This window comes from Klebsiella pneumoniae subsp. pneumoniae HS11286, from assembly GCF_000240185.1.
Lineage (GTDB): Bacteria > Pseudomonadota > Gammaproteobacteria > Enterobacterales > Enterobacteriaceae > Klebsiella > Klebsiella pneumoniae.
In genome coordinates this window covers 3,351,512-3,376,437 of sequence record NC_016845.1, presented here as the reverse complement: position 1 = coordinate 3,376,437, position 24,926 = coordinate 3,351,512, and the positions used below count along the sequence as shown (strand labels likewise).

The 24,926-nt window shown below is 57.9% G+C and carries 30 protein-coding genes and 3 other annotated features; of the genes, 21 read left to right on the top strand and 9 right to left on the bottom strand.

Features of this window, described 5'->3' with window-relative positions; genetic code table 11:
• The 5 genes from KPHS_34000 to KPHS_33960 all read left to right on the top strand — a co-directional run bounded on the left by KPHS_34000 (position 1) and on the right by KPHS_33960 (position 3,478).
• On the top strand, positions 1-444 hold the full coding sequence (locus KPHS_34000; RefSeq protein YP_005227700.1) for a dATP pyrophosphohydrolase: 444 nt from the start codon (positions 1-3) through the stop codon (positions 442-444).
• A gap of 27 nt (positions 445-471) precedes the next feature.
• Positions 472-1,212 carry a YebC/PmpR family DNA-binding transcriptional regulator gene (locus tag KPHS_33990; RefSeq protein YP_005227699.1) on the top strand — a complete coding sequence of 247 codons (741 nt, stop codon included), beginning with the start codon at positions 472-474 and terminating at the stop codon, positions 1,210-1,212.
• 34 nt (positions 1,213-1,246) lie between these two features.
• Positions 1,247-1,768, top strand: coding sequence for a Holliday junction resolvase (locus KPHS_33980; protein ID YP_005227698.1), 522 nt, complete (start codon positions 1,247-1,249; stop codon positions 1,766-1,768).
• A gap of 79 nt (positions 1,769-1,847) precedes the next feature.
• Entirely contained in the window at positions 1,848-2,459 is a 612-nt protein-coding gene (locus KPHS_33970) for a Holliday junction DNA helicase motor protein (protein YP_005227697.1), read from the top strand.
• Positions 2,460-2,467: 8 nt separating this feature from the next.
• Positions 2,468-3,478, top strand: coding sequence for a Holliday junction DNA helicase B (locus KPHS_33960; protein ID YP_005227696.1), 1,011 nt, complete (start codon positions 2,468-2,470; stop codon positions 3,476-3,478).
• 63 nt (positions 3,479-3,541) lie between these two features.
• Here KPHS_33960 and KPHS_33950 read toward each other — a convergent pair whose 3' ends face one another.
• On the bottom strand, positions 3,542-4,327 hold the full coding sequence (locus KPHS_33950; protein ID YP_005227695.1) for a high-affinity zinc uptake system membrane protein: 786 nt from the start codon (positions 4,325-4,327) through the stop codon (positions 3,542-3,544).
• Entirely contained in the window at positions 4,327-5,046 is a 720-nt protein-coding gene (locus tag KPHS_33940; protein ID YP_005227694.1) for a high-affinity zinc transporter ATPase, read from the bottom strand. Before KPHS_33940 ends, KPHS_33950 begins: the two co-directional genes overlap by 1 nt.
• A gap of 111 nt (positions 5,047-5,157) precedes the next feature.
• Between KPHS_33940 and KPHS_33930 the strand changes: the two genes are divergently transcribed.
• The 3 genes from KPHS_33930 (at position 5,158) to KPHS_33910 (ending at position 8,529) form a co-directional block, all read left to right on the top strand.
• On the top strand, positions 5,158-6,102 hold the full coding sequence (locus KPHS_33930) for a high-affinity zinc uptake system periplasmic protein (RefSeq protein YP_005227693.1): 945 nt from the start codon (positions 5,158-5,160) through the stop codon (positions 6,100-6,102).
• A gap of 15 nt (positions 6,103-6,117) precedes the next feature.
• The gene (locus KPHS_33920) at positions 6,118-7,437 is read left to right on the top strand and encodes a murein DD-endopeptidase MepM (RefSeq protein ID YP_005227692.1); all 1,320 of its coding nucleotides are present in this window, start codon (positions 6,118-6,120) and stop codon (positions 7,435-7,437) included.
• A gap of 117 nt (positions 7,438-7,554) precedes the next feature.
• Positions 7,555-8,529, top strand: coding sequence for a lipid A biosynthesis (KDO)2-(lauroyl)-lipid IVA acyltransferase (locus KPHS_33910; RefSeq protein ID YP_005227691.1), 975 nt, complete (start codon positions 7,555-7,557; stop codon positions 8,527-8,529).
• A gap of 39 nt (positions 8,530-8,568) precedes the next feature.
• Here the strand turns inward: KPHS_33910 and KPHS_33900 are convergent, their stop codons facing one another.
• Together KPHS_33900 and KPHS_33890 are read right to left on the bottom strand one after the other, a co-directional pair.
• Positions 8,569-10,011 (bottom strand): pyruvate kinase, encoded by a 1,443-nt coding sequence (locus tag KPHS_33900; RefSeq protein YP_005227690.1) that lies wholly within the window; start codon positions 10,009-10,011, stop codon positions 8,569-8,571.
• A gap of 125 nt (positions 10,012-10,136) precedes the next feature.
• Positions 10,137-11,042 carry a transcriptional regulator HexR gene (locus KPHS_33890; protein ID YP_005227689.1) on the bottom strand — a complete coding sequence of 302 codons (906 nt, stop codon included), beginning with the start codon at positions 11,040-11,042 and terminating at the stop codon, positions 10,137-10,139.
• Between the two features lie 159 nt (positions 11,043-11,201).
• On the opposite strand from KPHS_33890, the gene KPHS_33880 reads away from it, so the two are divergent.
• The 6 genes from KPHS_33880 to KPHS_33830 all read left to right on the top strand — a co-directional run bounded on the left by KPHS_33880 (position 11,202) and on the right by KPHS_33830 (position 15,549).
• Complete coding sequence (locus tag KPHS_33880) at positions 11,202-11,351, top strand: hypothetical protein (protein YP_005227688.1); 150 nt, start codon at positions 11,202-11,204, stop codon at positions 11,349-11,351.
• Between the two features lie 10 nt (positions 11,352-11,361).
• Positions 11,362-12,837, top strand: coding sequence for a glucose-6-phosphate 1-dehydrogenase (locus KPHS_33870; RefSeq protein ID YP_005227687.1), 1,476 nt, complete (start codon positions 11,362-11,364; stop codon positions 12,835-12,837).
• Positions 12,838-13,059: 222 nt separating this feature from the next.
• A complete protein-coding gene (locus KPHS_33860) occupies positions 13,060-14,142 on the top strand; it encodes a phosphogluconate dehydratase (protein ID YP_005227686.1) in 1,083 nt (360 codons plus the stop codon).
• Positions 13,060-14,327 (top strand) — a sequence feature (potential frameshift: common BLAST hit: gi|288934619|ref|YP_003438678.1| 6-phosphogluconate dehydratase). Its footprint overlaps the gene before it by 1,083 nt.
• Positions 14,127-14,327: a phosphogluconate dehydratase gene (locus KPHS_33850; protein YP_005227685.1), complete on the top strand. Its 201-nt coding sequence runs from the start codon at positions 14,127-14,129 to the stop codon at positions 14,325-14,327. It overlaps the preceding feature by 201 nt. The genes KPHS_33860 and KPHS_33850 overlap by 16 nt, the downstream gene beginning before the upstream one ends.
• Positions 14,127-14,869, top strand: a sequence feature (potential frameshift: common BLAST hit: gi|238895427|ref|YP_002920162.1| phosphogluconate dehydratase). Its footprint overlaps the gene before it by 201 nt.
• Positions 14,321-14,869, top strand: a complete 549-nt coding sequence (locus tag KPHS_33840; RefSeq protein ID YP_005227684.1) for a phosphogluconate dehydratase — start codon at positions 14,321-14,323, stop codon at positions 14,867-14,869. (Overlaps the previous feature by 549 nt.) Before KPHS_33850 ends, KPHS_33840 begins: the two co-directional genes overlap by 7 nt.
• 38 nt (positions 14,870-14,907) lie before the next feature.
• On the top strand, positions 14,908-15,549 hold the full coding sequence (locus KPHS_33830) for a keto-hydroxyglutarate-aldolase/keto-deoxy-phosphogluconate aldolase (RefSeq protein YP_005227683.1): 642 nt from the start codon (positions 14,908-14,910) through the stop codon (positions 15,547-15,549).
• A 57-nt stretch (positions 15,550-15,606) separates the two neighbouring features.
• Here the strand turns inward: KPHS_33830 and KPHS_33820 are convergent, their stop codons facing one another.
• Entirely contained in the window at positions 15,607-16,785 is a 1,179-nt protein-coding gene (locus tag KPHS_33820; RefSeq protein YP_005227682.1) for a phosphoribosylglycinamide formyltransferase 2, read from the bottom strand.
• A 144-nt stretch (positions 16,786-16,929) separates the two neighbouring features.
• On the opposite strand from KPHS_33820, the gene KPHS_33810 reads away from it, so the two are divergent.
• From KPHS_33810 to KPHS_33780, 4 genes are all read left to right on the top strand, one after another.
• Positions 16,930-17,277 carry an SOS regulon DNA damage-inducible protein gene (locus tag KPHS_33810; RefSeq protein ID YP_005227681.1) on the top strand — a complete coding sequence of 116 codons (348 nt, stop codon included), beginning with the start codon at positions 16,930-16,932 and terminating at the stop codon, positions 17,275-17,277.
• Positions 17,278-17,416: 139 nt separating this feature from the next.
• Positions 17,417-18,076, top strand: a complete 660-nt coding sequence (locus KPHS_33800) for a tellurite resistance TerB family protein (protein YP_005227680.1) — start codon at positions 17,417-17,419, stop codon at positions 18,074-18,076.
• A 153-nt stretch (positions 18,077-18,229) separates the two neighbouring features.
• Entirely contained in the window at positions 18,230-19,807 is a 1,578-nt protein-coding gene (locus KPHS_33790; protein ID YP_005227679.1) for a protease 2, read from the top strand.
• Positions 18,230-20,256, top strand: a sequence feature (potential frameshift: common BLAST hit: gi|152970908|ref|YP_001336017.1| protease 2). It overlaps the preceding gene by 1,578 nt.
• Positions 19,807-20,256: a protease 2 gene (locus KPHS_33780; RefSeq protein ID YP_005227678.1), complete on the top strand. Its 450-nt coding sequence runs from the start codon at positions 19,807-19,809 to the stop codon at positions 20,254-20,256. (Overlaps the previous feature by 450 nt.) The genes KPHS_33790 and KPHS_33780 overlap by 1 nt, the downstream gene beginning before the upstream one ends.
• Positions 20,257-20,259: 3 nt before the next feature.
• Here KPHS_33780 and KPHS_33770 read toward each other — a convergent pair whose 3' ends face one another.
• Both KPHS_33770 and KPHS_33760 read right to left on the bottom strand, forming a co-directional pair.
• A complete protein-coding gene (locus KPHS_33770; RefSeq protein ID YP_005227677.1) occupies positions 20,260-20,919 on the bottom strand; it encodes an exodeoxyribonuclease X in 660 nt (219 codons plus the stop codon).
• Positions 20,920-20,997: 78 nt separating this feature from the next.
• Positions 20,998-21,228 (bottom strand): DNA polymerase III subunit theta, encoded by a 231-nt coding sequence (locus tag KPHS_33760; protein ID YP_005227676.1) that lies wholly within the window; start codon positions 21,226-21,228, stop codon positions 20,998-21,000.
• A gap of 112 nt (positions 21,229-21,340) precedes the next feature.
• Here KPHS_33760 and KPHS_33750 point away from each other — a divergent pair, with 112 nt between their 5' ends.
• Genes KPHS_33750 through KPHS_33730 form a run of 3 tightly spaced genes read left to right on the top strand, consistent with a single transcriptional unit; the run spans position 21,341 to position 22,943 of the window.
• Entirely contained in the window at positions 21,341-21,715 is a 375-nt protein-coding gene (locus KPHS_33750) for a CopC domain-containing protein YobA (RefSeq protein ID YP_005227675.1), read from the top strand.
• A gap of 3 nt (positions 21,716-21,718) precedes the next feature.
• Positions 21,719-22,588 carry a putative resistance protein gene (locus KPHS_33740; protein ID YP_005227674.1) on the top strand — a complete coding sequence of 290 codons (870 nt, stop codon included), beginning with the start codon at positions 21,719-21,721 and terminating at the stop codon, positions 22,586-22,588.
• 16 nt (positions 22,589-22,604) lie between these two features.
• Positions 22,605-22,943, top strand: coding sequence for a YebY family protein (locus KPHS_33730; protein ID YP_005227673.1), 339 nt, complete (start codon positions 22,605-22,607; stop codon positions 22,941-22,943).
• A 635-nt stretch (positions 22,944-23,578) separates the two neighbouring features.
• Here KPHS_33730 and KPHS_33720 read toward each other — a convergent pair.
• Complete coding sequence (locus KPHS_33720) at positions 23,579-23,722, bottom strand: Ecr family regulatory small membrane protein (protein ID YP_005227672.1); 144 nt, start codon at positions 23,720-23,722, stop codon at positions 23,579-23,581.
• A gap of 104 nt (positions 23,723-23,826) precedes the next feature.
• A complete protein-coding gene (locus tag KPHS_33710; RefSeq protein YP_005227671.1) occupies positions 23,827-24,795 on the bottom strand; it encodes a DUF535 domain-containing protein in 969 nt (322 codons plus the stop codon).
• Positions 24,796-24,926: the final 131 nt, after the last annotated feature.

The window sequence follows — 24,926 nt, the reverse complement described above, 5'->3', positions numbered from 1 at the left end:
ATGTCATTTAAGCTGCCCGTTTCGGTGCTGGTGGTCATTTACGCCGAAGATACGAAACGGGTGCTGATGTTGCAGCGGCGCGACGATCCCGCGTTCTGGCAGTCGGTCACCGGCAGCCTGGAAGCTGGAGAGACCGCGCTGCAGGCCGCCGCGCGTGAAGTAAAGGAAGAGGTCGCCATTGACGTTGCCTGCGAGCAACTGACCTTAATCGACTGTCAGCGCACGGTGGAGTTCGAGATATTTTCTCATTTGCGTCATCGCTATGCGCCGGGTGTAGAGCGCAATACGGAATTCTGGTTCTGTCTTGCGCTGCCTCATGAGCGGGAGATTACTTTCACCGAACATCTGGCCTATCGCTGGGTCAGCGCGACGGAAGCCGCTGCGCTGACCAAGTCGTGGAGCAACCGGCAGGCGATTGAAGAATTTGTAATTAACGCCGCCTGAAAGGGCGCGCTTTTTGGAGAGTTTTTTATGGCAGGTCATAGTAAATGGGCCAACACCAAACACCGCAAAGCGGCACAGGATGCCAAACGCGGTAAAATCTTTACGAAAATCATTCGCGAGCTGGTCACCGCCGCGCGTCTGGGCGGCGGCGATCCGGCTTCCAACCCGCGTCTGCGTGCGGCCGTTGATAAAGCGCTGTCTAACAACATGACTCGCGACACCCTGAACCGCGCCATCGCGCGCGGCGTCGGCGGCGATGAAGACGCGAACATGGAAACCATCATTTATGAAGGTTACGGCCCTGGCGGCACCGCGGTGATGGTGGAATGTCTGTCCGACAACCGTAACCGTACCGTTGCGGAAGTGCGTCACGCCTTCACCAAAACCGGGGGTAACCTCGGCACCGACGGTTCCGTCTCCTACCTGTTCAGCAAGAAAGGCGTTATCTCCTTCGAGAAAGGCGATGAAGACACTATCATGGAAGCGGCGCTGGAAGCAGGCGCAGAAGACGTGGTGACCTATGACGACGGCGCCATCGACGTCTACACCGCCTGGGAAGAGATGGGCGCTGTGCGCGACGCGCTGGAAGCCGCCGGCCTGAAAGCCGACGCTGCCGAAGTCTCAATGATTCCGTCCACCAAAGCGGATATGGATGCCGAGACGGCGCCGAAGCTGCTGCGTCTGATCGATATGCTGGAAGACTGCGACGACGTGCAGGAAGTGTACCATAACGGCGAGATCTCCGACGAGGTCGCAGCCACCCTGTGATGCAGCCGCATCCACGGTTAACCGGAGGCGCGTGATGGCTATTATTCTCGGCATTGACCCGGGGTCGCGCGTTACCGGTTATGGCGTGATCCGCCAGGTTGGGCGGCAGCTGAGCTATCTGGGCAGCGGATGCATCCGCACCAAAGTGGACGATCTGCCGTCGCGGCTGAAGCTGATCTACGCCGGGGTGACGGAGATCATCACCCAGTTCCAGCCCGACTATTTCGCCATTGAGCAGGTCTTTATGGCCAAGAATGCCGACTCGGCGTTAAAGCTCGGGCAGGCGCGCGGGGTGGCGATCGTCGCAGCGACCAATCAGGCGCTGCCGGTGTTTGAATACGCCGCCCGTCAGGTCAAGCAGACCGTTGTCGGGATTGGCAGCGCCGAAAAGAGCCAGGTCCAGCATATGGTGCGCACCTTGCTCAAGCTGCCCGCCAATCCGCAGGCGGATGCGGCGGATGCGCTGGCGATCGCCATCACCCATTGCCATGTCAGCCAGAATGCCGCTCAGATCAGCGAGACCCGGCTCAATCTGGCGCGGGGGCGCTTACGATAATCGCAAATCAGGCTGGATATCTATCCAGCCTTTTTTTATGATACCGCCTGATACTTAGACCATAACGCAGGAGCCCCACGTGATAGGCAGACTCAGAGGCATCATTCTCGAAAAACAACCCCCGCTGGTGTTGCTGGAAACGGCGGGCGTCGGCTATGAAGTGCATATGCCAATGACCTGCTTCTATGAGCTGCCGGAGGCCGGGCAGGAGGCGATCGTCTTCACCCACTTTGTGGTGCGTGAAGATGCCCAGCTGCTGTATGGGTTTAACAACAAACAGGAACGTACCCTGTTTAAAGAGCTGATTAAAACCAACGGCGTGGGGCCCAAGCTGGCGCTGGCGATCCTCTCCGGCATGTCGGCGCAGCAGTTCGTCAACGCCGTTGAACGGGAAGAGGTCGCCTCGCTGGTGAAGCTGCCGGGGATTGGCAAAAAAACCGCTGAACGTCTGATCGTTGAGATGAAAGACCGCTTCAAAGGGCTGCACGGCGACCTGTTCACCCCGGCGGCCGATCTGGTGCTGGCCTCGCCGGCAGGCCCAACGGCGGACGATGCCGAGCAGGAAGCGGTTGCCGCGCTGGTCGCGCTGGGCTATAAACCGCAGGAGGCCAGCCGGATGGTCAGCAAGATCGCGCGTCCGGACGCCAACAGTGAAACGCTAATTCGCGAAGCGCTGCGCGCTGCGTTGTGAGGTAAGGGATGATTGAAGCAGACCGGCTGGTATCGGCAGACAGCAGCGGCTTTGAAGAGGCCGCTGACCGCGCCATCCGCCCAAAATTGCTGGCAGAGTATGTCGGCCAGCCGCAGGTGAGTTCGCAGATGGAGATCTTTATCCAGGCGGCGAAGCTGCGCGGCGACGCCCTCGATCACCTGCTGATTTTTGGCCCGCCAGGGTTGGGGAAAACCACCCTGGCCAATATCGTCGCCAATGAAATGGGGGTGAATCTGCGTACCACCTCCGGCCCGGTGCTGGAGAAGGCGGGCGATCTCGCCGCGATGCTCACCAACCTCGAACCGCACGATGTTCTGTTTATCGATGAGATCCATCGCCTCTCGCCGGTGGTGGAAGAGGTGCTCTATCCGGCAATGGAAGACTACCAGCTGGATATTATGATTGGCGAAGGTCCCGCGGCGCGTTCCATCAAGATCGATCTGCCGCCGTTTACCCTGATCGGCGCCACCACCCGCGCCGGTTCGTTGACCTCGCCGCTGCGCGACCGCTTTGGCATCGTGCAGCGTCTGGAGTTCTATCAGATCCCCGATCTGCAGCATATTGTCAGCCGCAGCGCCCGCCATATGGGGCTGGAGATGAGCGACGAGGGCGCGCTGGAAGTAGCCCGCCGTTCACGCGGCACGCCGCGTATTGCCAACCGTCTGCTGCGCCGGGTGCGTGACTTTGCGGAAGTGCGCCACGACGGCACCATCTCCGCCGATATTGCCGCCCAGGCGCTGGATATGCTTAACGTCGATGCGGAAGGGTTCGACTATATGGACCGTAAGCTGCTGCTGGCGGTGATAGATAAGTTCTTTGGCGGCCCGGTGGGGCTGGATAACCTCGCCGCCGCGATTGGCGAAGAGCGGGAAACCATTGAAGATGTACTGGAGCCCTACTTAATTCAGCAGGGCTTTCTGCAGCGTACGCCGCGGGGAAGAATGGCGACGGTGCGCGCCTGGAATCATTTCGGGATTACGCCGCCGGAAATGCCGTAGCGCGTTGCGGTTGAGCAGTTCATGGTGAAGCCCGGTCAGCAGCGTGACCGGGCTTTTTCATTTTCAGCTGGCGGCTTTTTTCGTCATGCTGAGAATAAACAGCACCGCGGCGCAGAGCACCACCGACGGCCCGGCCGGGGTATCATAGAAAGCCGAGAAGGTTAACCCGCCGGTAACGGCCAGCATGCCCACGCCCACCGCCACGGCGGCCATCTGCTCCGGCGTACGGGCAAAACGGCGGGCGGTGGCGGCCGGGATAATCAGCAGGGAAGTAATGATCAGCGCCCCGACGAACTTCATCGCCACGCCGATAGTCAGGGCGGTGACCAGCATCAACAGCAGCTTGACCCGCTGCAGCTTCACGCCGTCGACAAACGCCAGGTCCGGACTGATGGTCATCGCCAGCAGATTCCGCCACTGCCAGAGCAGAATGCCAATCACAATCACCACGCCAGTGGCAATGGCGATCAGGTCCTGCGGCGTAACCGCCAGCAGATCGCCGAACAGGTACGCCATCAGATCGACGCGGACGTTAGACATCAGACTGACCACCACCAGCCCCAGGGACAGCGCGCTGTGCGCCATGATGCCCAGCAGGGTATCGATCGCCAGATGCGGTCGTTTTTCCAGCCACACCAGCCCGCCGGCCAGCAGCAGGGTCACGACGATCACCGCATAGAACGGATTGACGTTAAGCAATAAACCGAAAGCGACGCCGAGCAGAGACGCATGCGCCAGCGTGTCGCCGAAATAAGACATGCGGCGCCAGACCACAAAGGAGCCCAGCGGACCAGCGGCGCAGGCCAGCATCATCCCGGCAAGCCAGCCAGGTAACAGAAGTTCAATCATTAGCGGCTGTTTCCCCGACGCAGTACAATTCGCCCCTGAAGGTCGTGGCGGTGATTATGGTGGTGGCGGTATATCCCCAGCTGTTCCGCGCCGCGCGGTCCGAACATGGAGATAAACTCCGGGTGCATGGAGACCACCTCCGGTGCGCCAGAGCAGCAGATATGCTGGTTCAGGCACAAAACTTCGTCGGTTTTGGCCATCACCAGATGCAGATCGTGGGATACCATTAGCACCGCGCAGTCCAGTTCATGGCGCAGCTGGTTGATAAGATCGTAGAGCGCCACCTGGCCGTTGACGTCAACACCCTGGGTCGGTTCATCCAGCACCAGCAGCTGCGGACGGTTGAGCAGGGCGCGGGCCAGCAGTACGCGCTGCGTTTCGCCGCCTGAGAGCTTTTGCATCGGCGCATCGATCAGATGCCCCGCCTGCACGCGCTTCAGCGCCGGCAGGATGTCGTCTTTACGGGTGCCCGGGCGCAAACGCAGGAAGCGGCTAACGGTCAGCGGCAGCGTGGCGTCCAGATGCAGTTTCTGCGGCACATAGCCGATGCGCAGGCGTGCGTCACGCTTGATAACACCCTCTGTCGGTGCTACCAGCCCGAGAACCACCCGCACAAGGGTCGATTTGCCGGCGCCGTTGGGGCCCAGCAGGGTTAAGATTTTGCCTGGCGTGAGAGCCAGCGAGATGTCAGACAACACGCGGCGTTGGCCAAAGGCCACCGAGACATTTTCCAGCGTTACAAGGTTTGTCATAGTAATTTAGGGGTTGCACAAGCTAGTGAATGTTATAATATCACATCACACTCACTTATTTCGATGACTAGACGCATTATGTTACATAAAAATACGCTTCTTTGCGCTGGACTTGGCGCTGTTTTTTTGTTCGCGCAGGTACCGCTGGCCAGCGCCGCCGTGGTGACTTCTATGAAACCGCTGGGCTTTATCGCGGCGGCCATCGCCGATGGGGTGACCGAGACCCAGGTGCTGCTGCCCGATGGCGCCTCCGAGCATGATTATTCCCTCCGTCCTTCTGATGTAAAACGCTTACAGAACGCAGACTTAGTGGTGTGGATTGGTCCGGAAATGGAAGCCTTTATGGATAAGTCGACGCAAAGCATTGCGGCGAATAAAAAGGTGACGATTGCCGAGCTGGATGGGGTCAAACCGCTGCTCATCACCGGGGCGGACGACGATGACGATCACCATGGTCATGGCCATGGCGCAGCAGAAAAAGGTGACGGCGATCACCATCACGGTATTTACAATATGCATCTGTGGTTATCCCCAGAGATAGCGCGGCTTTCGGCGGTTGCAATCCACGATAAATTATTGGAACTTATGCCGCAGAGTCGAGCCAAACTCGACAGCAACCTGCAGCAGTTCGAGACCGCGCTGGCGGCGACCGACAAGCAGGTGAGCAATGAGCTGGCACCGCTGAAAGGGAAGGGCTATTTCGTTTTTCATGACGCCTACGGTTACTTTGAAAAACACTACGGTTTGACCTCGCTGGGGCACTTTACCGTCAACCCTGAAATACAGCCCGGTGCGCAGCGTTTACACGAAATCAGAACACAACTGGTTGAGCAGAAAGCCACTTGCGTTTTTGCTGAGCCACAGTTCAGGCCAGCGGTTATCGAAGCTGTTGCCCGGGGCACGTCTGTGCGCATGGGGACCCTGGATCCACTGGGGACAGGAATTACGCTGGGTAAAACGAGTTACCCGCAATTCCTCACCCAACTGGCGAATCAGTATTCGAGCTGCCTGAAAGGAGATTAACGAGGAAGTGAATACGTGCAACAGATAGCCCGCGCTGTCACTCAGGCATTCAACAATCTGCCACGACCTCATCGCGTCATGCTGGGGTCGCTTAGCGTTCTTACCTTAGCGGTCGCCGTCTGGCGACCCTACATTTACCACCCGGAATCCGCCCCCATCGTCAGAACCATTGAACTGGAAAAAAGCGAGATCCGTTCCCTGCTGCCGGAAGCCTCCGAGCCGATCGACCAGGCCCCGCAGGAAGAAGAAGCCATTCCTCAGGATGAGCTCGACGAAAAAGCCGATAGCGATGCCGGCGGGCACGAATACGTGGTGTCGACCGGCGATACGCTCAGCAGCATCCTGAACCAGTACGGTATCGATATGGGCGATATCGCCCAGCTTTCCTCCGCCGATAAAGAGCTGCGCAACCTGAAGATTGGCCAGCAGCTCTCCTGGACCCTGACCGCCGACGGCGATCTGCAGAGCCTGACCTGGGAGATGTCCCGCCGCGAGACCCGCACCTATACCCGTGTGGATAACGGTTTTAAAATGAGCAGCGAGCTGCAGAAAGGCGATTGGGTCAACAGCGTGCTGAAGGGCACCGTCGGCGCCAGCTTTGTCTCCAGCGCGCGTGATGCCGGGCTGACCAGCACGGAAATCAGCGCGGTGATCAAGGCCATGCAGTGGCAGATGGATTTCCGTAAGCTGAAGAAAGGCGACGAATTCTCGGTATTGATGTCGCGCGAAATGCTCGACGGCAAACGTGAGCAAAGCCAGTTACTCGGCGTGCGTCTTCGCTCTGACGGTAAGGATTACTATGCCATCCGCGCCGAAGACGGCAAATTCTACGACCGCAACGGTACGGGTCTGGCGAAGGGCTTTATGCGCTTCCCAACGGCGCGTCAGTTCCGCGTCTCCTCTAACTTTAATCCGCGTCGTCTGAACCCGGTCACCGGCCGCGTCGCACCGCACCGTGGCGTCGATTTCGCGATGCCGCAGGGAACGCCAGTGCTGGCGGTGGGCGATGGTGAAGTAGTCGTGGCCAAACGCAGCGGCGCTGCCGGGTATTACGTCGCGATCCGCCACGGCCGCACCTATACCACTCGCTACATGCACCTGCGTAAGCTGTTAGTGAAGCCGGGGCAGAAAGTGAAGCGCGGGGATCGCATTGCGCTGTCGGGGAATACCGGACGCTCTACCGGGCCACACCTGCACTACGAAGTGTGGATCAACCAGCAGGCGGTCAACCCGCTGACGGCTAAGCTGCCGCGTACCGAAGGGCTGAGCGGTTCCGACCGGACCGACTATCTGGCGCAGGTCAAAGAGGTCGTTCCGCAGCTGCGGTTTGACTAACCACCGGTCAGTGGAAAGCCGGTGCCCCAGGGCGCCGGCTTTTTCTTTTGTAGGATACCCGACGTCTCGCTACACTATCCCATTATCTTGATTAAGCAGTCGATCTGCGGATTGGGCATGGAAACGAAAAAAAATAATATTGAGTTTATCCCTAAGTTTGAAAAATCCTTTTTACTGCCGCGCTACTGGGGCGCCTGGCTGGGGGTCTTTGCCTTCGCCGGTATTGCGCTGACGCCGCCATCCTTTCGCGATCCGCTCCTCGGCAAACTCGGTCGTCTGGTGGGGCGTCTGGCGAAAAGCTCGCGCCGCCGGGCGCAGATTAATTTGCTGTACTGCTTCCCGGAAAAAAGCGAGTACGAACGGGAAGCGATTATCGACGCCATGTATGCCTCGGCGCCGCAGGCGATGGTGATGATGGCCGAGCTGGGCCTGCGCGATCCGCAGAAAATCCTTGCCCGCGTCGACTGGCAGGGGAAAGCGATCATCGACGAGATGCAGCGCAATAATGAGAAGGTGATTTTTCTCGTTCCGCATGCATGGGGTGTGGATATCCCGGCGATGCTGATGGCCTCCGGCGGGCAGAAGATGGCGGCGATGTTCCATAACCAGGGTAACCCGGTGTTCGATTACGTATGGAATACCGTGCGTCGTCGTTTTGGCGGGCGTATGCACGCGCGCAACGATGGGATCAAACCGTTTATTCAGTCGGTGCGCCAGGGCTACTGGGGCTACTATCTGCCCGATCAGGATCACGGCGCCGAACACAGCGAGTTTGTGGATTTCTTTGCCACCTACAAGGCCACGCTGCCGGCGATTGGCCGCTTAATGAAAGTATGCCGCGCCCGCGTCGTACCGCTGTTCCCGGTCTACGATGGCAAGACGCATCGCCTGACGGTGCTGGTGCGCCCGCCGATGGACGATCTGCTGGACGCTGACGATACGACCATCGCCCGGCGGATGAACGAAGAAGTGGAAGTGTTTGTTAAGCCGCACACCGAGCAGTATACCTGGATCCTGAAGCTGCTGAAAACGCGCAAGCCGGGTGAAATCGAGCCCTATAAACGCAAAGAGCTGTTCCCGAAAAAGAAATAAAAAAAGCCTCCGTCAGGAGGCTTTTTATCTCTACCGTGCTTACTCGACGGTGAGGATACGGGTGGTGTTGGTGCTGCCGATGGTGCTCATCACGTCACCCTGGGTAACGACCACGAGGTCGCCGGAGACCAGATAGCCTTTGTCCCGCAGCAGATTGACGGCGTCGTGCGCGGCGGCCACCCCGTCATTCTGGCTGTCGAAGAACACCGGCGTCACCCCGCGGTAGAGGGCGGTCAGGTTCAGGGTGCGCTCGTGGCGGGAGAGGGCGAAAATCGGCAGACCGGAGCTAATGCGCGAAGTCATCAGCGCGGTACGGCCCGATTCGGTCATGGTGATGATGGCGGTAATGCCTTTCAGGTGGTTGGCGGCATACATCGCCGACATGGCAATCGCTTCTTCCACGTTGTCGAACTGGACGTCCAGACGGTGTTTGGAGACGTTGAGGCTAGGGATTTTTTCCGCGCCCAGACACACGCGCGCCATCGCGGCCACGGTTTCCGAAGGATACTGACCGGCAGCGGTCTCCGCGGAGAGCATCACCGCATCGGTACCATCCAGCACGGCGTTGGCCACGTCCATCACTTCCGCGCGAGTCGGCATCGGGTTGGTGATCATCGACTCCATCATCTGGGTGGCGGTAATGACGGAACGGTTCAGCTGACGGGCACGACGGATCAGCGCTTTCTGGATGCCCACCAGCTCAGGATCACCGATCTCGACGCCGAGGTCGCCACGGGCAACCATTACCACATCGGAGGCGAGGATCACGTCGTCCATCGCATCCTGATCGCAAACCGCTTCGGCACGCTCAACTTTGGCGACGATTTTCGCATCGCAGCCGGCATCGCGCGCCAGGCGACGGGCGTAGTTCAGGTCTTCGCCGCAGCGCGGGAAAGAGACGGCCAGGTAGTCGACGCCGATTTTAGCGGCGGTGACGATATCAGCTTTATCTTTGTCGGTCAGCGCTTCGGCAGACAGGCCGCCGCCCAGCTTGTTGATCCCTTTGTTGTTGGACAACGGGCCGCCGACGGTCACTTCAGTGAACACTTTCATCCCCTGAACTTCGAGGACTTTCAGCTGCACGCGACCATCGTCGAGCAATAAGATATCGCCCGGCACGACGTCCGCCGGCAGGCCTTTATAGTCGATCCCGACTTTCTCTTTGTCGCCTTCGCCTTTGCCAAGGTTTGCGTCGAGCAGGAATTTATCGCCGACGTTGAGGAAAATTTTGCCTTCTTTGAAGGTCGATACGCGAATTTTTGGTCCCTGGAGGTCGCCGAGGATGGCCACATGACGGCCCAGTTTTGCCGCAATCTCACGCACTTTGTCGGCACGGAGCTGATGATCTTCCGGGGTGCCGTGAGAGAAGTTCATACGTACTACGTTTGCGCCCGCGGCGATAACCTTTTCCAGGTTGTTATCGCGGTCAGTTGCCGGGCCTAAGGTAGTAACGATTTTGGTTCTGCGAAGCCTTCTGGACATGTAATACTCCGTTGACTGATACAACTTTGGTGTTGCGTGAACATGGATTCGGTAGCGCCAGCCTGCAACGTCGCACAGCCGGATCGTTATCGAAGGTGTAATGGGGTACTGCTTGTTATCAACTTTTATTGATTATCACTGGGTACGAATGGTTCTTTATCAAAACGCGATTCCTTCAGCGCTTCCTTGACCCTCTTCAAGTTATCTCTGAATTTTGCCCCCCGACGCAAGGTAAAGCCAGTCGCCAACACGTCAATGACGGTCAACTGGGCCAAACGGGAGACCATCGGCATATAGATGTCGGTATCTTCCGGCACATCAAGGGTAATGGCGAGCGTGGCTTCCCTGGCTAGCGGCGTACCGGCGGAGGTGAGCGCGATCACCATGGCATCGTTTTCACGAGCCAGCTGCGCCAGCTCCACCAGGCTCTTGGTTCTTCCGGTATGCGAGATAATCACCACCACATCATCGTCATCGCAATTCATACAGCTCATCCGTTGCAGGACAATGTCGTCGGAATAGATGACCGGCACGTTAAAGCGGAAAAATTTGTTCATCGCGTCGTGAGCGACCGCCGCTGAGGAGCCGAGGCCGAAAAAGGCGATTTTTTTGGCCTGAGTCAGCAGATCCACCGCGCGATTTACCGCCGACATGTCGAGAGAATGGTGCACCTGATCTAAACTCGCCATGGCCGATTCGAATATTTTTCCCGTGTATGACTCAACGCTGTCGTCTTCATCGACATTCCGGTTAACATAGAGCGTGCCGTGCGCAAGGCTCTGGGCCAGATGCAGTTTGAAGTCAGGGAATCCGCGGGTTTCGAGACTACGGCAGAAGCGATTGACGGTCGGTTCGCTAACCCCGGCCTCAAGGGCGAGGGCGGCGATGCTCGAATGAATGGCCTGCTCGGGGGTGGCGAGGATCACTTCCGCCACTTTGCGTTCAGATTTGCTAAGGTGTTCCAGTCGGGACTGGATTTTTTCCAGCATGTTCATTAGTAACAGGGCGCTCATCAATGGAAACGATTTCATTAATGGGTGAAATCATTGGGCGTTTTAGCAAGAATATACCCCTCCGCAAGCGCAAGCGGTGAGGAATGACGTGAAATGATGTTGTTTTTTTTCATTACATGATCAGGGTCGTATTTTACTGACCGGAACCAGGTACAAACAACGAACAATAACGGCCGAATGCCCAAATCATCGCCGAATGTTTTCACCCTGTGCGGTTTTACCGCCGCAAACGAAGGGGAAGGCTTTCGGGAAATACGTAAACACAGTACAGTGCAGTGTAAGAAAATTACAAATATAGCCTGGCAAAAGCACCAGACTATCAACTGAGGAGAATGACATGGCGGTAACGCAAACGGCCCAGGCATGCGACCTGGTCATTTTCGGCGCGAAGGGCGACCTGGCGCGGCGTAAATTGTTGCCTTCCCTGTATCAGCTTGAAAAGGCGGGCCAGATCCACGCTGACACCAGAATCATTGGCGTCGGCCGTGCCGACTGGGATAAAGCGGCTTATACCAAAGTCGTGCGCGAAGCGCTGGAAACCTTCATGAAGGAAAAAATTGATGAAGGTTTGTGGGATACCCTGAGCGGACGCCTGGAGTTCTGTAATCTTGACGTCAATGACACCAGCGGCTTCACCCGCCTGGGTGAGATGCTGGATCAAAAGAACCGTGTCACCATCAACTATTTCGCTATGCCGCCGAGCACCTTTGGCGCGATCTGTAAAGGGCTGGGCGAAGCGAAGCTTAATGCCAAGCCTGCGCGCGTGGTCATGGAAAAACCGCTCGGCACCTCGCTGGAAACCTCCCGTGAAATCAACGACCAGGTCGGCGAGTTTTTTGAAGAGTGTCAGGTCTACCGTATCGACCACTATCTCGGTAAAGAGACGGTCCTCAACCTGCTGGCGCTGCGCTTCGCCAACTCCCTGTTCGTCAATAACTGGGACTGCCGCACCATCGATCACGTCGAAATCACCGTCGCGGAAGAGGTGGGTATTGAAGGGCGCTGGGGTTACTTCGACCAGGCCGGGCAGATGCGCGACATGATCCAGAACCACCTGCTGCAGATCCTGTGCATGATTGCCATGTCGCCGCCGTCCGATCTCAGCGCCGACAGCATCCGTGATGAAAAGGTCAAGGTGCTGAAATCCCTGCGCCGTATTGACCGCTCCAACGTGCGCGAGAAAACCGTTCGCGGCCAGTATACCGCCGGCTTTGCCCAGGGCAAAAAAGTGCCTGGCTATCTCGAAGAGGAGGGGGCCAACAAGACCAGCAACACCGAAACCTTCGTGGCGATCCGCGTCGATATCGATAACTGGCGCTGGGCTGGCGTACCGTTCTATCTGCGCACCGGCAAACGTCTGCCGACCAAATGCTCAGAGGTAGTGGTTTACTTCAAAACCCCGGAACTGAATCTGTTTAAAGAGACCTGGCAGGAGCTGCCGCAGAACAAGCTGACCATTCGCCTGCAGCCGGACGAAGGGGTAGATATCCAGGTACTGAACAAAGTGCCGGGCCTCGATCATAAACATAACCTGCAGATCACTAAACTGGATCTGAGCTACTCCGAAACCTTCAACCAGACGCATCTGGCCGATGCCTATGAACGTCTGCTGCTGGAAACCATGCGTGGTATTCAGGCGCTGTTCGTTCGCCGCGACGAAGTAGAAGAGGCGTGGAAATGGGTTGACTCCATTACCGAAGCCTGGGCAGCCGACCGCGATGCGCCGAAACCGTATCAGGCCGGGACCTGGGGACCGGTTGCGTCGGTGGCCATGATCACTCGCGACGGTCGTTCATGGAACGAGTTCGAGTAAGGCTGGAGGCTAATCCGTCAGGGTTATTTTACCGGTAACATGATCTGACGCAGAAAGTCGCACGCTTTTTAATCTTTTAAGCCCCGTGAGGATTCACCCACGGGGCTTTTTTTATTACACTGCCTGCAGACATTTTGCCCCTGAGCGCTGGTGTTTGTGGCCTTTACCACGTCAACACGTCATCACGCAGCGGCCGGACAGATAAAAATTTGAGGAGCCTTTATGAATTCGACAATGTTACGGGTAACAAATCGCATTATCGAACGGTCGCGTGACACCCGCGCGGCTTACCTCGCAAGGATTAACCAGGCCAAAACCGACACCGTGCATCGTGCGCAACTGGCCTGCGGCAATCTGGCTCACGGATTCGCGGCCTGCCAGGCTGACGACAAAGCCTCCCTGAAGAGCATGTTGCGCAACAACATTGCCATCATCACCTCCTACAACGACATGTTGTCCGCTCACCAGCCCTATGAACACTACCCGGAGATCATCCGCAAAGCGCTGCACAGCGCCAATGCGGTCGGCCAGGTCGCCGGCGGCGTGCCGGCGATGTGCGACGGCGTAACGCAGGGGCAGGACGGGATGGAGCTTTCACTCCTGAGCCGCGAGGTGATCGCTATGTCCGCCGCCATCGGCCTGTCGCATAACATGTTCGACGGGGCCCTGTATCTCGGGGTCTGCGATAAAATTGTTCCCGGTCTGACCATGGCGGCGCTCTCATTTGGCCATCTGCCGTCGGTCTTTATTCCCTCCGGTCCGATGGCCAGCGGCCTGCCGAATAAAGAGAAGGTTCGCATTCGCCAGCTGTATGCAGAAGGGAAAGTTGACCGTATGGCGCTCCTGGAGTCCGAAGCCGCCTCTTATCACGCGCCGGGGACCTGTACTTTCTACGGAACGGCGAACACCAACCAGATGGTGGTCGAATTTATGGGCATGCAGCTGCCGGGCTCGTCCTTTGTCCATCCGGATGCTCCGCTGCGGGAAGCACTGACCGCCGCCGCCGCGCGCCAGGTCACCCGCATGACCGGCAACGGCAATGAGTGGATGCCGCTGGGCAAAATGTTTGACGAAAAGTGGTGGTCAACGGCATCGTGGCGCTGCTGGCGACCGGTGGCTCCACCAACCACACTATGCACCTGGTGGCGATGGCCCGCGCGGCGGGAATTATCATTAACTGGGACGATTTCTCCGACCTGTCAGACGTGGTGCCGCTGCTGGCGCGCCTCTATCCCAACGGCCCGGCGGATATCAACCACTTCCAGGCGGCAGGCGGCGTTCCGGTACTGGTGCGCGAGCTGCTGAAAGGCGGCCTGCTGCATGAGGATGTTCACACCGTGGCCGGCTTTGGCCTGTCGCGCTACACCCTGGAGCCATGGCTGAATAACGGCGAGCTGGACTGGCGCGAAGGGGCGACAGCGCCATTGGACGACCAGGTCATCGCGACCTTTGAAAACCATTCTCCCGCCACGGCGGCACCAAGGTGCTGAGCGGCAACCTGGGACGCGCGGTGATGAAAACTTCGGCGGTCCCGGTGGAGAACCAGGTGATTGAAGCGCCGGCGGTGGTATTTGAGAGCCAGCACGACGTGTTGCCGGCCTTTGAAGCGGGGCTGCTGGACAAAGACTGCGTGGTGGTGGTCCGTCATCAGGGGCCAAAAGCGAACGGGATGCCAGAATTACATAAACTTATGCCGCCACTTGGTGTATTATTGGACCGCCGTTTCAAAATAGCGCTGGTGACCGATGGCCGACTCTCTGGCGCCTCCGGTAAAGTTCCGTCAGCCATTCACGTCACGCCTGAAGCGTATGATGGCGGCTTGCTGGCGAAAGTGCGCGATGGCGATCTTATTCGCGTGAACGGACAGACGGGGGAACTGACGCTGCTGGTGGATGAGGCCGAACTGGCGGCGCGTCAGCCGCATATCCCTGACCTCAGCGCGTCGCGCGTGGGAACCGGTCGGGAGATGTTTGGGGCGCTGCGTGAGAAGCTCTCTGGCGCGGAGCAGGGCGCAACCTGCATCACTTTTTAAGACGATTTAATTTCTAGATCTGGCGAGAGAAAATCCTGATGAAAAACTGGAAAACAACAGCAGAAGCAATCCTCACCTCCGGTCCGGTTGTCCCGGTTATCGTAGTGAAAAAGCTGGAACACGCGGTACCGATGGCGAAAGCGCTGGTGGCGGGCGGCGTTCGCGTGCTGGAAGTTACCCTGCGCACCGAGTGCGCCCTGGAGGCGATCCGCGCGATTGCCAAAGAAGTTCCGGACGCGATTGTCGGCGCGGGCACGGTTACCAACGTTGAGCAGTTGAAAGCGGTAACGGAAGCCGGCGCGCAGTTCGCTATCAGCCCGGGTCTTACCGAATCCCTGCTGAAAGCGGCGACCGAAGACGGCACCATCCCGCTGATCCCGGGGATCAGCACGGTATCTGAGCTGATGCTGGGTATGCAGTATGGCCTGAAAGAGTTTAAATTCTTCCCGGCGGAAGCCAACGGCGGCGTGAAAGCCCTGCAGGCGATTGCGGGTCCGTTCGGCCACATTCGTTTCTGCCCGACCGGCGGTATCTCTCCGGCCAACTACCGTGACTACCTGGCGCTGAACAGCGTACTGTGCATCGGCGGTTCCTGGCTGGTGCCAGCCGACGCCCTCGAAGCCGGCGACTACGATCGCATCACCACCCTCGCGCGAGAAGCGGTGGAAGGCGCGAAATAAACCACGCCTCCAGGTCAACAACCCGGTCTGCGGCAACGCGACCGGGTTTTTTTGTCTTTACCCTTCGACGATGACCGCCGCGGCGGCGGCTTTAGCCCGCGCCACGGCTTCCTCAACCGAATCGGCGACGGCGAGGGTTACCCCCAGGCGGCGGGTACCGTCAATCTCCGGCTTGCCGAACAGACGCAGCTGCAGGCCAGCCCCGACGGCCGACTGCAGCTGGCCAAAGCTGACGTTCTGGCTGGACAACTGCGGAAGGATCACCGCGGAGGCGGCCGGACCATACTGGCGGATAGCGCCGACGGGTAGCCCGAGGAAGGCGCGAACGTGCAGGGCGAATTCCGAGAGATCCTGGGAGATAAGCGTCACCATCCCGGTGTCGTGTGGTCGCGGGGAGACTTCGCTGAAGATCACCTCGTCGCCGCATACGAACAGCTCCACGCCAAACAGACCATAACCTCCCAGCGCCAGCACCACCTCGCGGGCGATGGCCTGGGCACGCTCGAGGGCCAGGTCGCTCATCTGCTGCGGCTGCCAGGACTCGCGGTAATCGCCGTCTTCCTGACGATGGCCAACCGGAGCGCAGAAATGCACGCCATCGACAGCGCTGACGGTGAGCAGGGTGATTTCGAAATCGAAGTTCACCACCCCCTCGACGATCACCCGTCCGGCGCCAGCGCGGCCGCCCTGCTGCGCATAGCGCCAGGCTTCGCTGAGCTGGTCAGCCGAGCGGATAAAGCTCTGGCCTTTGCCGGAGGAGCTCATCACCGGTTTAACGATGCATGGCAAACCGATCTCGGTAACCGCCGCGCGGAAGCCTTCTTCGCTGTCGGCAAAACGATAGCGGGAGGTGGGAAGCTGCAGCTCTTCCGCCGCCAGGCGGCGAATGCCTTCGCGGTTCATGGTGAGCTTTGCCGCCCGCGCCGTGGGGACCACTTTCTGCCCGGCCTGTTCCAGTTCGACCAGGGTGTCGGTAGCGATAGCTTCGATCTCCGGCACGATGTAATCGGGTTTTTCCTGTTCAATCAGGGCGCGCAGGCTCTCGCCGTGCAGCATATTGATGACGTGGGCGCGGTGGGCGACCTGCATCGCCGGGGCATCGGGGTAGCGGTCTACGGCGATGGTTTCAATGCCCAGACGCTGACATTCAATAGCGACTTCTTTACCCAACTCGCCGGAACCTAACAGCATAACTTTGGTGGCTGCCGGGCGCAGCGCGGTGCCTAATACAGTCATAACTCTCATCCGCAGTAAAAAAAGATGGCAGCGATTATAAACGAAAACGTTTGCGTATGTCTTTACGCGCGTAACGCGCGTGAGTTGAGTCCGGGAGGGAAATTTGCTATACTGTATAAAAATACAGTGTTGAGAGGCTGCAGTATGGCGGTTGAAATTAAATATGTGGTGATCCGCGAAGGTGAGGAAAAAATGTCTTTTGCCAGCAAAAAAGAGGCCGACGCTTACGACAAAATGCTCGATCTGGCAGAGGTGCTGAATGACTGGCTGGTGGCATCGCCGCTGGAGATGGATGACGTCCAGCGCGATACCATGGCGATGTGGCTGGCGGAGCGTAAAGAAGCGCTGCAGCATATCCTGCGAGTTGGCCGACTGCCGGAGCAAGAGACGCCCGCACAGGACGCCTCCGCGCCGTCGGCTACCGCCGAAACTTCTCCGGCGGGTGATGACGCCGTGCCGGCGGCCAAAGCGCGCAAAGCCAGGGCAGCCTGAACGCTGGCGGTCAGTCACTGGTCGGTCGGCCCCGATGCTGCCGTCGCACGTACCTTTGCGCATCTTTAGCCATATCTAACATTTCCTGACATCGCGTCGTTTAGGCTGATAACAGTGTTTGTCACCTGAGAGGAAAACCATGGCTAACTGGCTACATCAACTGCAGTCGCTGCTCGGGCAGCAGGGTGCGTCACCGTCCGGCGAGTCGTCAAAAGGGAGCGGCCTGCTGCCCGGCGCCATCGGTGGGCTGGCCGGATTGCTGGTGGCCAGCAAATCGTCACGCAAATTGTTGGCAAAATATGGCACTAGCGCGCTGCTGGCAGGCGGCGGGGCGGTGGCGGGCACGGTGTTATGGAACAAGTATCAGCAGAAAATGCGCGCGCAGAATACGTCCGCCCAGGCGCCTGAGACGGCAGCGGCGCCGTCGGATGTCGATCCGCGTAGCGTGCGGCTGATCACGGCCCTGGTATTTGCCGCGAAAAGCGACGGTCATATTGATGACCACGAGCGGGCGAATATTGAAACTCAGCTGCGGGCGGCCAATATTGACGTTCAGGCCCGGGTGCTAATTGACCAGGCGCTGGCCCAGCCGCTGGATCCGCAGCGTCTCGCCGAGGGCATCATCGACCCGCAGGAGGCGCTGGAGATCTACTACGTCAGCTGCGCGGTGATTGATATCGACCATTTTATGGAGCGTAGCTATCTTAATGCGCTGGGAGACGCCCTGGCGCTGCCGAAAGATGTCCGGGCCGATATAGAACAGGATATCCAGTCACAAAAACAAGCGCTAAGCGTCTAAATCATCACGTTTCGCTTGCATCGCTCGCGTCTTTTGCCACCCTTATAGACACGTCATCATTCAGGCGCCACCCTGCGGCCTGAATGCTCTTGTGTCACGATAAAGCAGCAGAAGAATAACATGCCACCTAAAGCTAAACGGATCCCTCACGCCATGACCTTGCATGGCGATACACGCATCGATAATTATTACTGGCTGCGCGACGATGAGCGCGCGCGACCTGACGTGCTGGAGTATCTGCACGCGGAGAACGCTTACGGCAAGCAAGTGATGGATTCGCAGCTCAGCCTGCAGGAGCGTCTGCTGAAGGAGATTATCGACCGCATTCCGCAGCGGGAAGTCTCTGCCCCCTACAGTAAAAACGGCTTTCGCTACCGTCAGGTGTATGAGCCGGGCTGCGAATACGCTATCTACCAGCGGCAGTCGGTGCTGAAAGAAGAGTGGGATGAGTGGGAGATCCTGCTCGATGCCAACCAGCGGGCGGCGAAGAGCGAGTTCTACACCCTGGGCGGACTGGGCATTGCGCCCAACAACCAGCTAATGGCGGTGGCGGAAGATTACCTTTCCCGCCGCCAGTACGGCCTGCGCTTTTGCGACCTCAGCAACGGCGAGTGGTACCCGGAAATCCTCGAAAATGTCACCTCCGGCTTTGCCTGGAGCAACGATTCACGCTTTGTTTGGTATGTGCGTAAACATCCCACCACGTTGCTCCCTTATCAGGTCTGGCGCCACACCGTCGGGACACCGGCGCAGAGCGACGTGCTGGTCTACGAGGAAAAAGATGAGACCTTCTACGTCAGCGTGCATAAAACCACCTCCCAGCAGTTCGTGGTAATTTATCTCTCCAGCGCCACCACCAGCGAAGTGCTGCTGCTCAACGCCGAACTGCCAGACGCCGAGCCGGTCTGCTTTCTGCCACGGCGTAAAGATCATGAATACAGTCTTGATCACTATCAGCACGCTTTCTATCTTCGTTCCAACCGGGAGGGGAAGAATTTCGGCCTCTACCGTACCGTGCTGCGTGATGAAGAACAGTGGACCACGCTGATCCCGCCGCGTCACGACGTGATGCTCGAAGGATTTACCCTGTTTACCGACTGGCTGGTTGTGGAAGAGCGTCAGCGTGGCCTGACCAGTCTGCGGCAAATTAACCGCAAGACCCGGGAGGTGGTGGGGATCGCTTTTGACGATCCGGCCTATGTCACCTGGCTTGCCTATAATCCGGAGCCCGAAACGTCGCGACTGCGCTACGGCTATTCCTCCATGACTACGCCGGATACGCTGTTTGAACTGGATATGGATACCGGCGAACGAAGAGTGATCAAACAGCAGGAGGTAAAGGGGCTGGATACGAGCTGCTACCAGAGCGAACACCTGTGGGTGACCGCCCGCGATGGCGTCGAAGTCCCGGTCTCTCTGGTCTACCATCGCGAACATTTTCGCAAAGGGAGCAACCCGCTGCTGGTCTATGGCTATGGCTCATATGGCGAGAGTATCGATGCCGATTTCAGCGCCAGCCGGCTGAGCCTGCTCAACCGCGGCTTTGTCTACGCCATCGCCCACGTCCGCGGCGGCGGCGAGCTGGGTCAGCAATGGTATGAAGACGGTAAATTCCTGTGTAAGAAAATACCTTCAACGACTATCTGGACGTCTGTGACGCGCTGCTTGCCCAGGGGTACGGCGATCCGCGGCTTTGCTACGGCATGGGGGGCAGCGCCGGCGGAATGCTGATGGGCGTGGCCGTGAATGAACGGCCAGAGCTGTTCCATGGTGTGATAGCCCAGGTGCCGTTCGTCGATGTGGTGACCACCATGCTGGATGAAACTATTCCGCTGACCACCGGTGAATTTGAAGAGTGGGGAAATCCGCAGGATGAAACCTATTATCACTATATGAAAAGCTACAGTCCCTATGACGGCGTGAGGGCGCAGGCCTATCCCCACATGCTGGTGACTACCGGTCTGCATGATTCCCAGGTGCAATACTGGGAGCCGGCTAAATGGGTGGCGAAACTGCGGGAACTGAAAACCGACGATAACCTGCTGCTGCTCTGCACCGATATGGATTCCGGACATGGCGGAAAATCCGGGCGCTTTAAAAGCTATGAAGGGGTGGCGCTGGAGTACGCCTTTTTCATCGCCCTGGCGCAGGGGACACTGCCGGGAAAAGCGGCAGTGTAGGCGCTATTCCCCGAGGTAATGCCTGAGCGTCAGGCGCAGTTCGGGGCTCATGCGGTCGAGATTGTTGAATAACCAGCGTAGATAGCCTGGATCGTTTTCAGCAATCTCGGCGACGGCCTTACCCCGGTATTTGCCGAAGGTAAAAGTAGTCAGCAGCGCCGGCCGACCGGTGATATCGGCCATTTCGTCAGGGGTCCAGCCGGAAACATTGATGATATCCAGCAGTAGCGCGGCGGTGATATAGCAGTCATACAGCGCCCGGTGGTGATGCAGTCCAGGCGGCGTAGTCACGTTCAGCTTACGTGACTTATATAACCCCATATTGCTGTATTTGATTCCCGGCCACAGGCGTCGGGCCAGCTTCATCGTACAGATCCACTCGCCGTGCATCTCCGGCAACACCCGGCGATCGAAGCTGGCGTTATGCGCGACGTACCACGGGCTGCCATGATAGTGCGGAATAATCTCCTCAATCCACGGCTTATCGGCGACCATCTCTTCCGTGATCCGGTGGATAGCCATCGCCTGCGGGCTGATGGGCCGATCGGGACGCACCAGATGGCTCATGGGATTGGTAATTTGCCCGTCGACTATATCGACCGAGGCGATTTCAACGATGCCCCCCTGCAGGCCGCAGGTTTCGGTATCAATGACGCGCAGCATGGCTCGCTCCAGAGCAAAACAATAAGCGTAATGGAATTGGCCGGGCTTGCCAACCGACGGGGAGGAGGCGAGCGCGCATTATTTCTGTTTCGGCTCCCACGGTAGCCGCGAAAGGGAGACGGAGGCCAACCGATGGGCGATCAGTCGTTCACGGAACCAGTCGCGTAGATGTGCAGGCTGTTCACGCTCGACTAAATCAGCGACCACCGGCATATTGTACCGCTCCTTAAAAGCAACGCCGGCGGCGGCGAGATCGACATTGACTTTATCCATCTCATCTTGCGAAATTTTGGCCAGATTTCTTTCCATCATCCACTCCACTCTGCTTATAAATCCGGTCAGGGCCAGATGCCTGGCTCGACTCTGGCATTATACAGGGTTATTCTCTGTGCTACAGACATAACAAAAGGGAATGACGAATATGCGACTTCTTGCTGGACGCGCGTTGCGTCTCTCCGTTGCGCTTGCCGGGATGTTAACCGCGGCGGGCGCCTTCGCCCACGCTCACCTGCAGCAGCAGATCCCGACCGCCGGGGCGCAGCTTTCAGCTTCCCCACAGACGCTGACGCTCAGTTTTTCCGAAGGTATTGAACCCGCATTCAGCGGCGTGACCGTCACCGGTCCGCAGCAGCATGCGGTGGCTACCGGAAAACTGACCCGCAGCGCCGATAATCCGGCCCAGGTCACGTTACCTTTGGCGGAAGCCTTGCCGCCGGGAGAGTACACCGTGGCATGGCATGTGGTCTCGGTGGATGGTCATAAAACCAAAGGGCAATATACCTTTAGCGTGAAGTAAGCGATGCTGACCGGGCTCTATATTACCCTGCGCTTTGGGCACTTTATCTCCCTGATGCTGGCTTTTGGCTGCGTGCTGTATGGCGCCTGGTGGGCGCCGGTACCGCTGAGACGCGTGCTGATGCTGCGCTTTTATCCACTACTGCGCCCGCTGCTACTGATCGGCGCGATCTCTACGCTGGCGCTGTATCTCCTGCAGGGAGGAATAATGGGCGAGGGCTGGACGGATGTCTGGCGACCCGCCGTCTGGCAGGCGGTGGCCGGGACCCGCTTTGGTGGAGTGTGGATCTGGCAGATCCTACTGGCGTGGATCGCGCTTGCGGTAGTGTGGATCCGTCCCCGTCACGGCGCCCGCCAGCTGGTGGCCCTGCTGGCGGCACAGCTGCTGCTTTCCGCCGGGGTAGGGCACGCCGCTATGCACGATGGTCTCACCGGCGTGCTGCAGCGGACAAACCACGCTGTGCATCTCTTCTGCGTCGCCAGCTGGTTCGGCGGTCTGTTGCCCTTTATCTATTGCCTGCGCCTGGCGCAGGGGCGCTGGCGGCCGGCCGCGGTCAATACCATGGCGCGCTTTTCACGTTACGGGCATCTGGCCGTCGCCGGCACGATTGCCAGCGGAGCGCTCAATGCGCTGTTGATCCAGGGAGGATTGATTGGCGCATCGCCGTGGGGACGCATGTTGTTGATCAAATGTGCGCTGGTCGCCGGGATGGTGGTAATTGCGTTAGTGAACAGGTATGTTCTGGTACCGCGCATGTCGGCAAGCGGTTCGCAGGCGGAAAGCCTGATCCTGCGAACCACGCAGGCTGAAATAGGGCTGGGCGCGCTGGCGCTGCTGGCCGTCAGTCTGTTTGCCACCTGGGAACCTTATTGAATTAACTGGCAAAATCATGAAAAAAATTGTTCTGACCATGTTGTTACTGGCAAGCTCCGGGGCTGCTCTGGCAGCGCCACAAATTATCACCGTGAGCCGTTTTGAGGTGGGGAAGGAGAGCTGGGCGTTCAACCGGGAAGAGGTTATGTTGACCTGTCGACCGGGTAACGCGCTTTACGCCATCAACCCGAGCACGCTGGTTCAGTATCCGCTCAATGAGGTGGCTGAGCAGCAGGTCAAAGCCGGCAAAACCACCGCGCAGCCGATCTCAGTGATCCAGATCGACGATCCGCAGCATCCGGGACAAAAAATGAGCCTCGCGCCCTTTATCGAGCGAGCGCAGAAGCTCTGCTAAACTTTCTCGCTATCCTGCTGTAATAACATTAAAAAAACCGCCCTTGCCGGACAACGGCAGTGGCGGTTTTTTCGCTGGCAGGGGCCCCCTTTCCAGGAATTATGCAGCCACTTTGGCCGCGGACTGGAAAAGCTGACGCGTTAAACTATTCTTATAGTGCAAGGCGACTTAGCCTGCATTAATGCCAACTTTTAGCGCACGGCTCTCTCCCAAGAGCCATTTCCCTGGACCGAATACAGGAATCGTATTCGGTCTCTTTTTATCTTTATCTGTCTTCTTTCCCAAGAGCCAGCGACATCCTGTCAGTCAAACACCCGCTGGCCTCTGGATGTCCCGTTATAGCACACCGTTTTTAGCATACACAATTCATTTACACATAAATCGCATCCTGTGGAAGGGGAGGTGGCAAAGGTGGAACCGTAAACGAGGGCGGAGAAAAGAAAAAACCTGCACCTAAACAGGCCCGGCGTGCAGGTTAACTGGCGGGCCAACATCGGAAGCCTGCTAGTATACATATTTGTATGATAAATAAAATAAGCAAAATCTAAACGATTTGGCAATTCATGCGATTACACCTCGCCGGCTGACGAGGTGGCATAAATAATAAGCACGAGCACTTTTGCGGGCGGAAAATATTATTGCGGAACGCTGAATGTAGGGTATATCTGGCTTTCCAGATAGCAGAGCAATAGCCAAATTTCATCGCTGAAAATAAACCATATGCTCCCGAGCAGAATGACCGCCAGAATAATCAGCAGAAAAATTTCGGTTTTACTCATTATGCAAGCGACTATCCGGTGGCCTTCGGGGACCCTGATAGTAGCGAAATATTGACATAATAAGCAAACGCCATGTTGTAATTCGGCTTCACCGACAGTGCAATTTAGTCACCGGCATGCCGCTGCGTCAATATTGCCACCTGCTCCGTCAGCTGATCCAGCAGCTGGAATCGCCGCCGATATTCAGCCCGTTTTTTACTGGCGATACTCTCCAGCGATTTTCTTTCCAGACATAGCGGTAGCCGCCAGCGCCATGGGCTTTCCGGCTGGCCGTCGATAGACTGCCAGAACTCGTCGTAGCTGGCGTGGAAATGGCGGCCTTTGCTCAGGCGATAGCGCAGGGCGCGGAACACGTGACCGTTATCGCTGACGCCGTAAATAGCCGCGATTTGGCTGCGAGCGGCCAGCTGCCAGATAAACTCCAGCAGCAGGCGCTTCGGAAACAGGCCGTAGCAGGCGCGAGTCGCCTGCTTAATCACCTCATGAGAAACGTGACGTCGTGGCCCCTGCAGACCGCCGATAACCAGCTGCCAGGCATCGTGATCACGGGTTACGCTGAAGGTGGCGCTGGCCAGCAGGGTGTGGTCGCTGTCGCGCAGCCACAGAGTGGTTTCACCCTCACGTTCGGCTTTGCCTGCCGAGGAGGCATAAAGAGTAAACCGGCGGTCCTCTTTTCCGTTTAACGTCAGCAGCGGGACCTCAGACACCGCGGTCATAGCGTGCGCCAGCCGCGATCCGCGTAGGGTGTCGATATAACGATAATGGTTGATTACCGCCACCGCCCGCTGCCAGGCGTTGAGATCGCGGGTCAGATATTGACGGTGTACTTTGCCCGGCAGCGTAGCCTGCGCGGCCAGCAGCTGATTAAAATCATCCCGAGCGCTGAGCGCTTCCAGCATCGCTCTGGTGGCGTTATAAAATAAGGCCGTGCGCAGCAAAAACTTAAAGCGGTAATTTTTTTGCCGCCAGATGGGGGCAGGTGTCAATCTGCCCATCACCAGATCGGCAATAAGATGCGAGCGCGGCGCTAGCACGCCGGATGAATGCAGGCTATTGTCTGTCACGATAAACACCTCGTTGTGATTTCCCCCTATTTTAAAGCGAGCCACTGACAAGCTTAATCCTCTGGCGGACTATATTTGCCGTCTGTTTAAAATTGATTGAGGTGTAAATTAAATTCCGTGGACCTTTGCTGGAATTACCT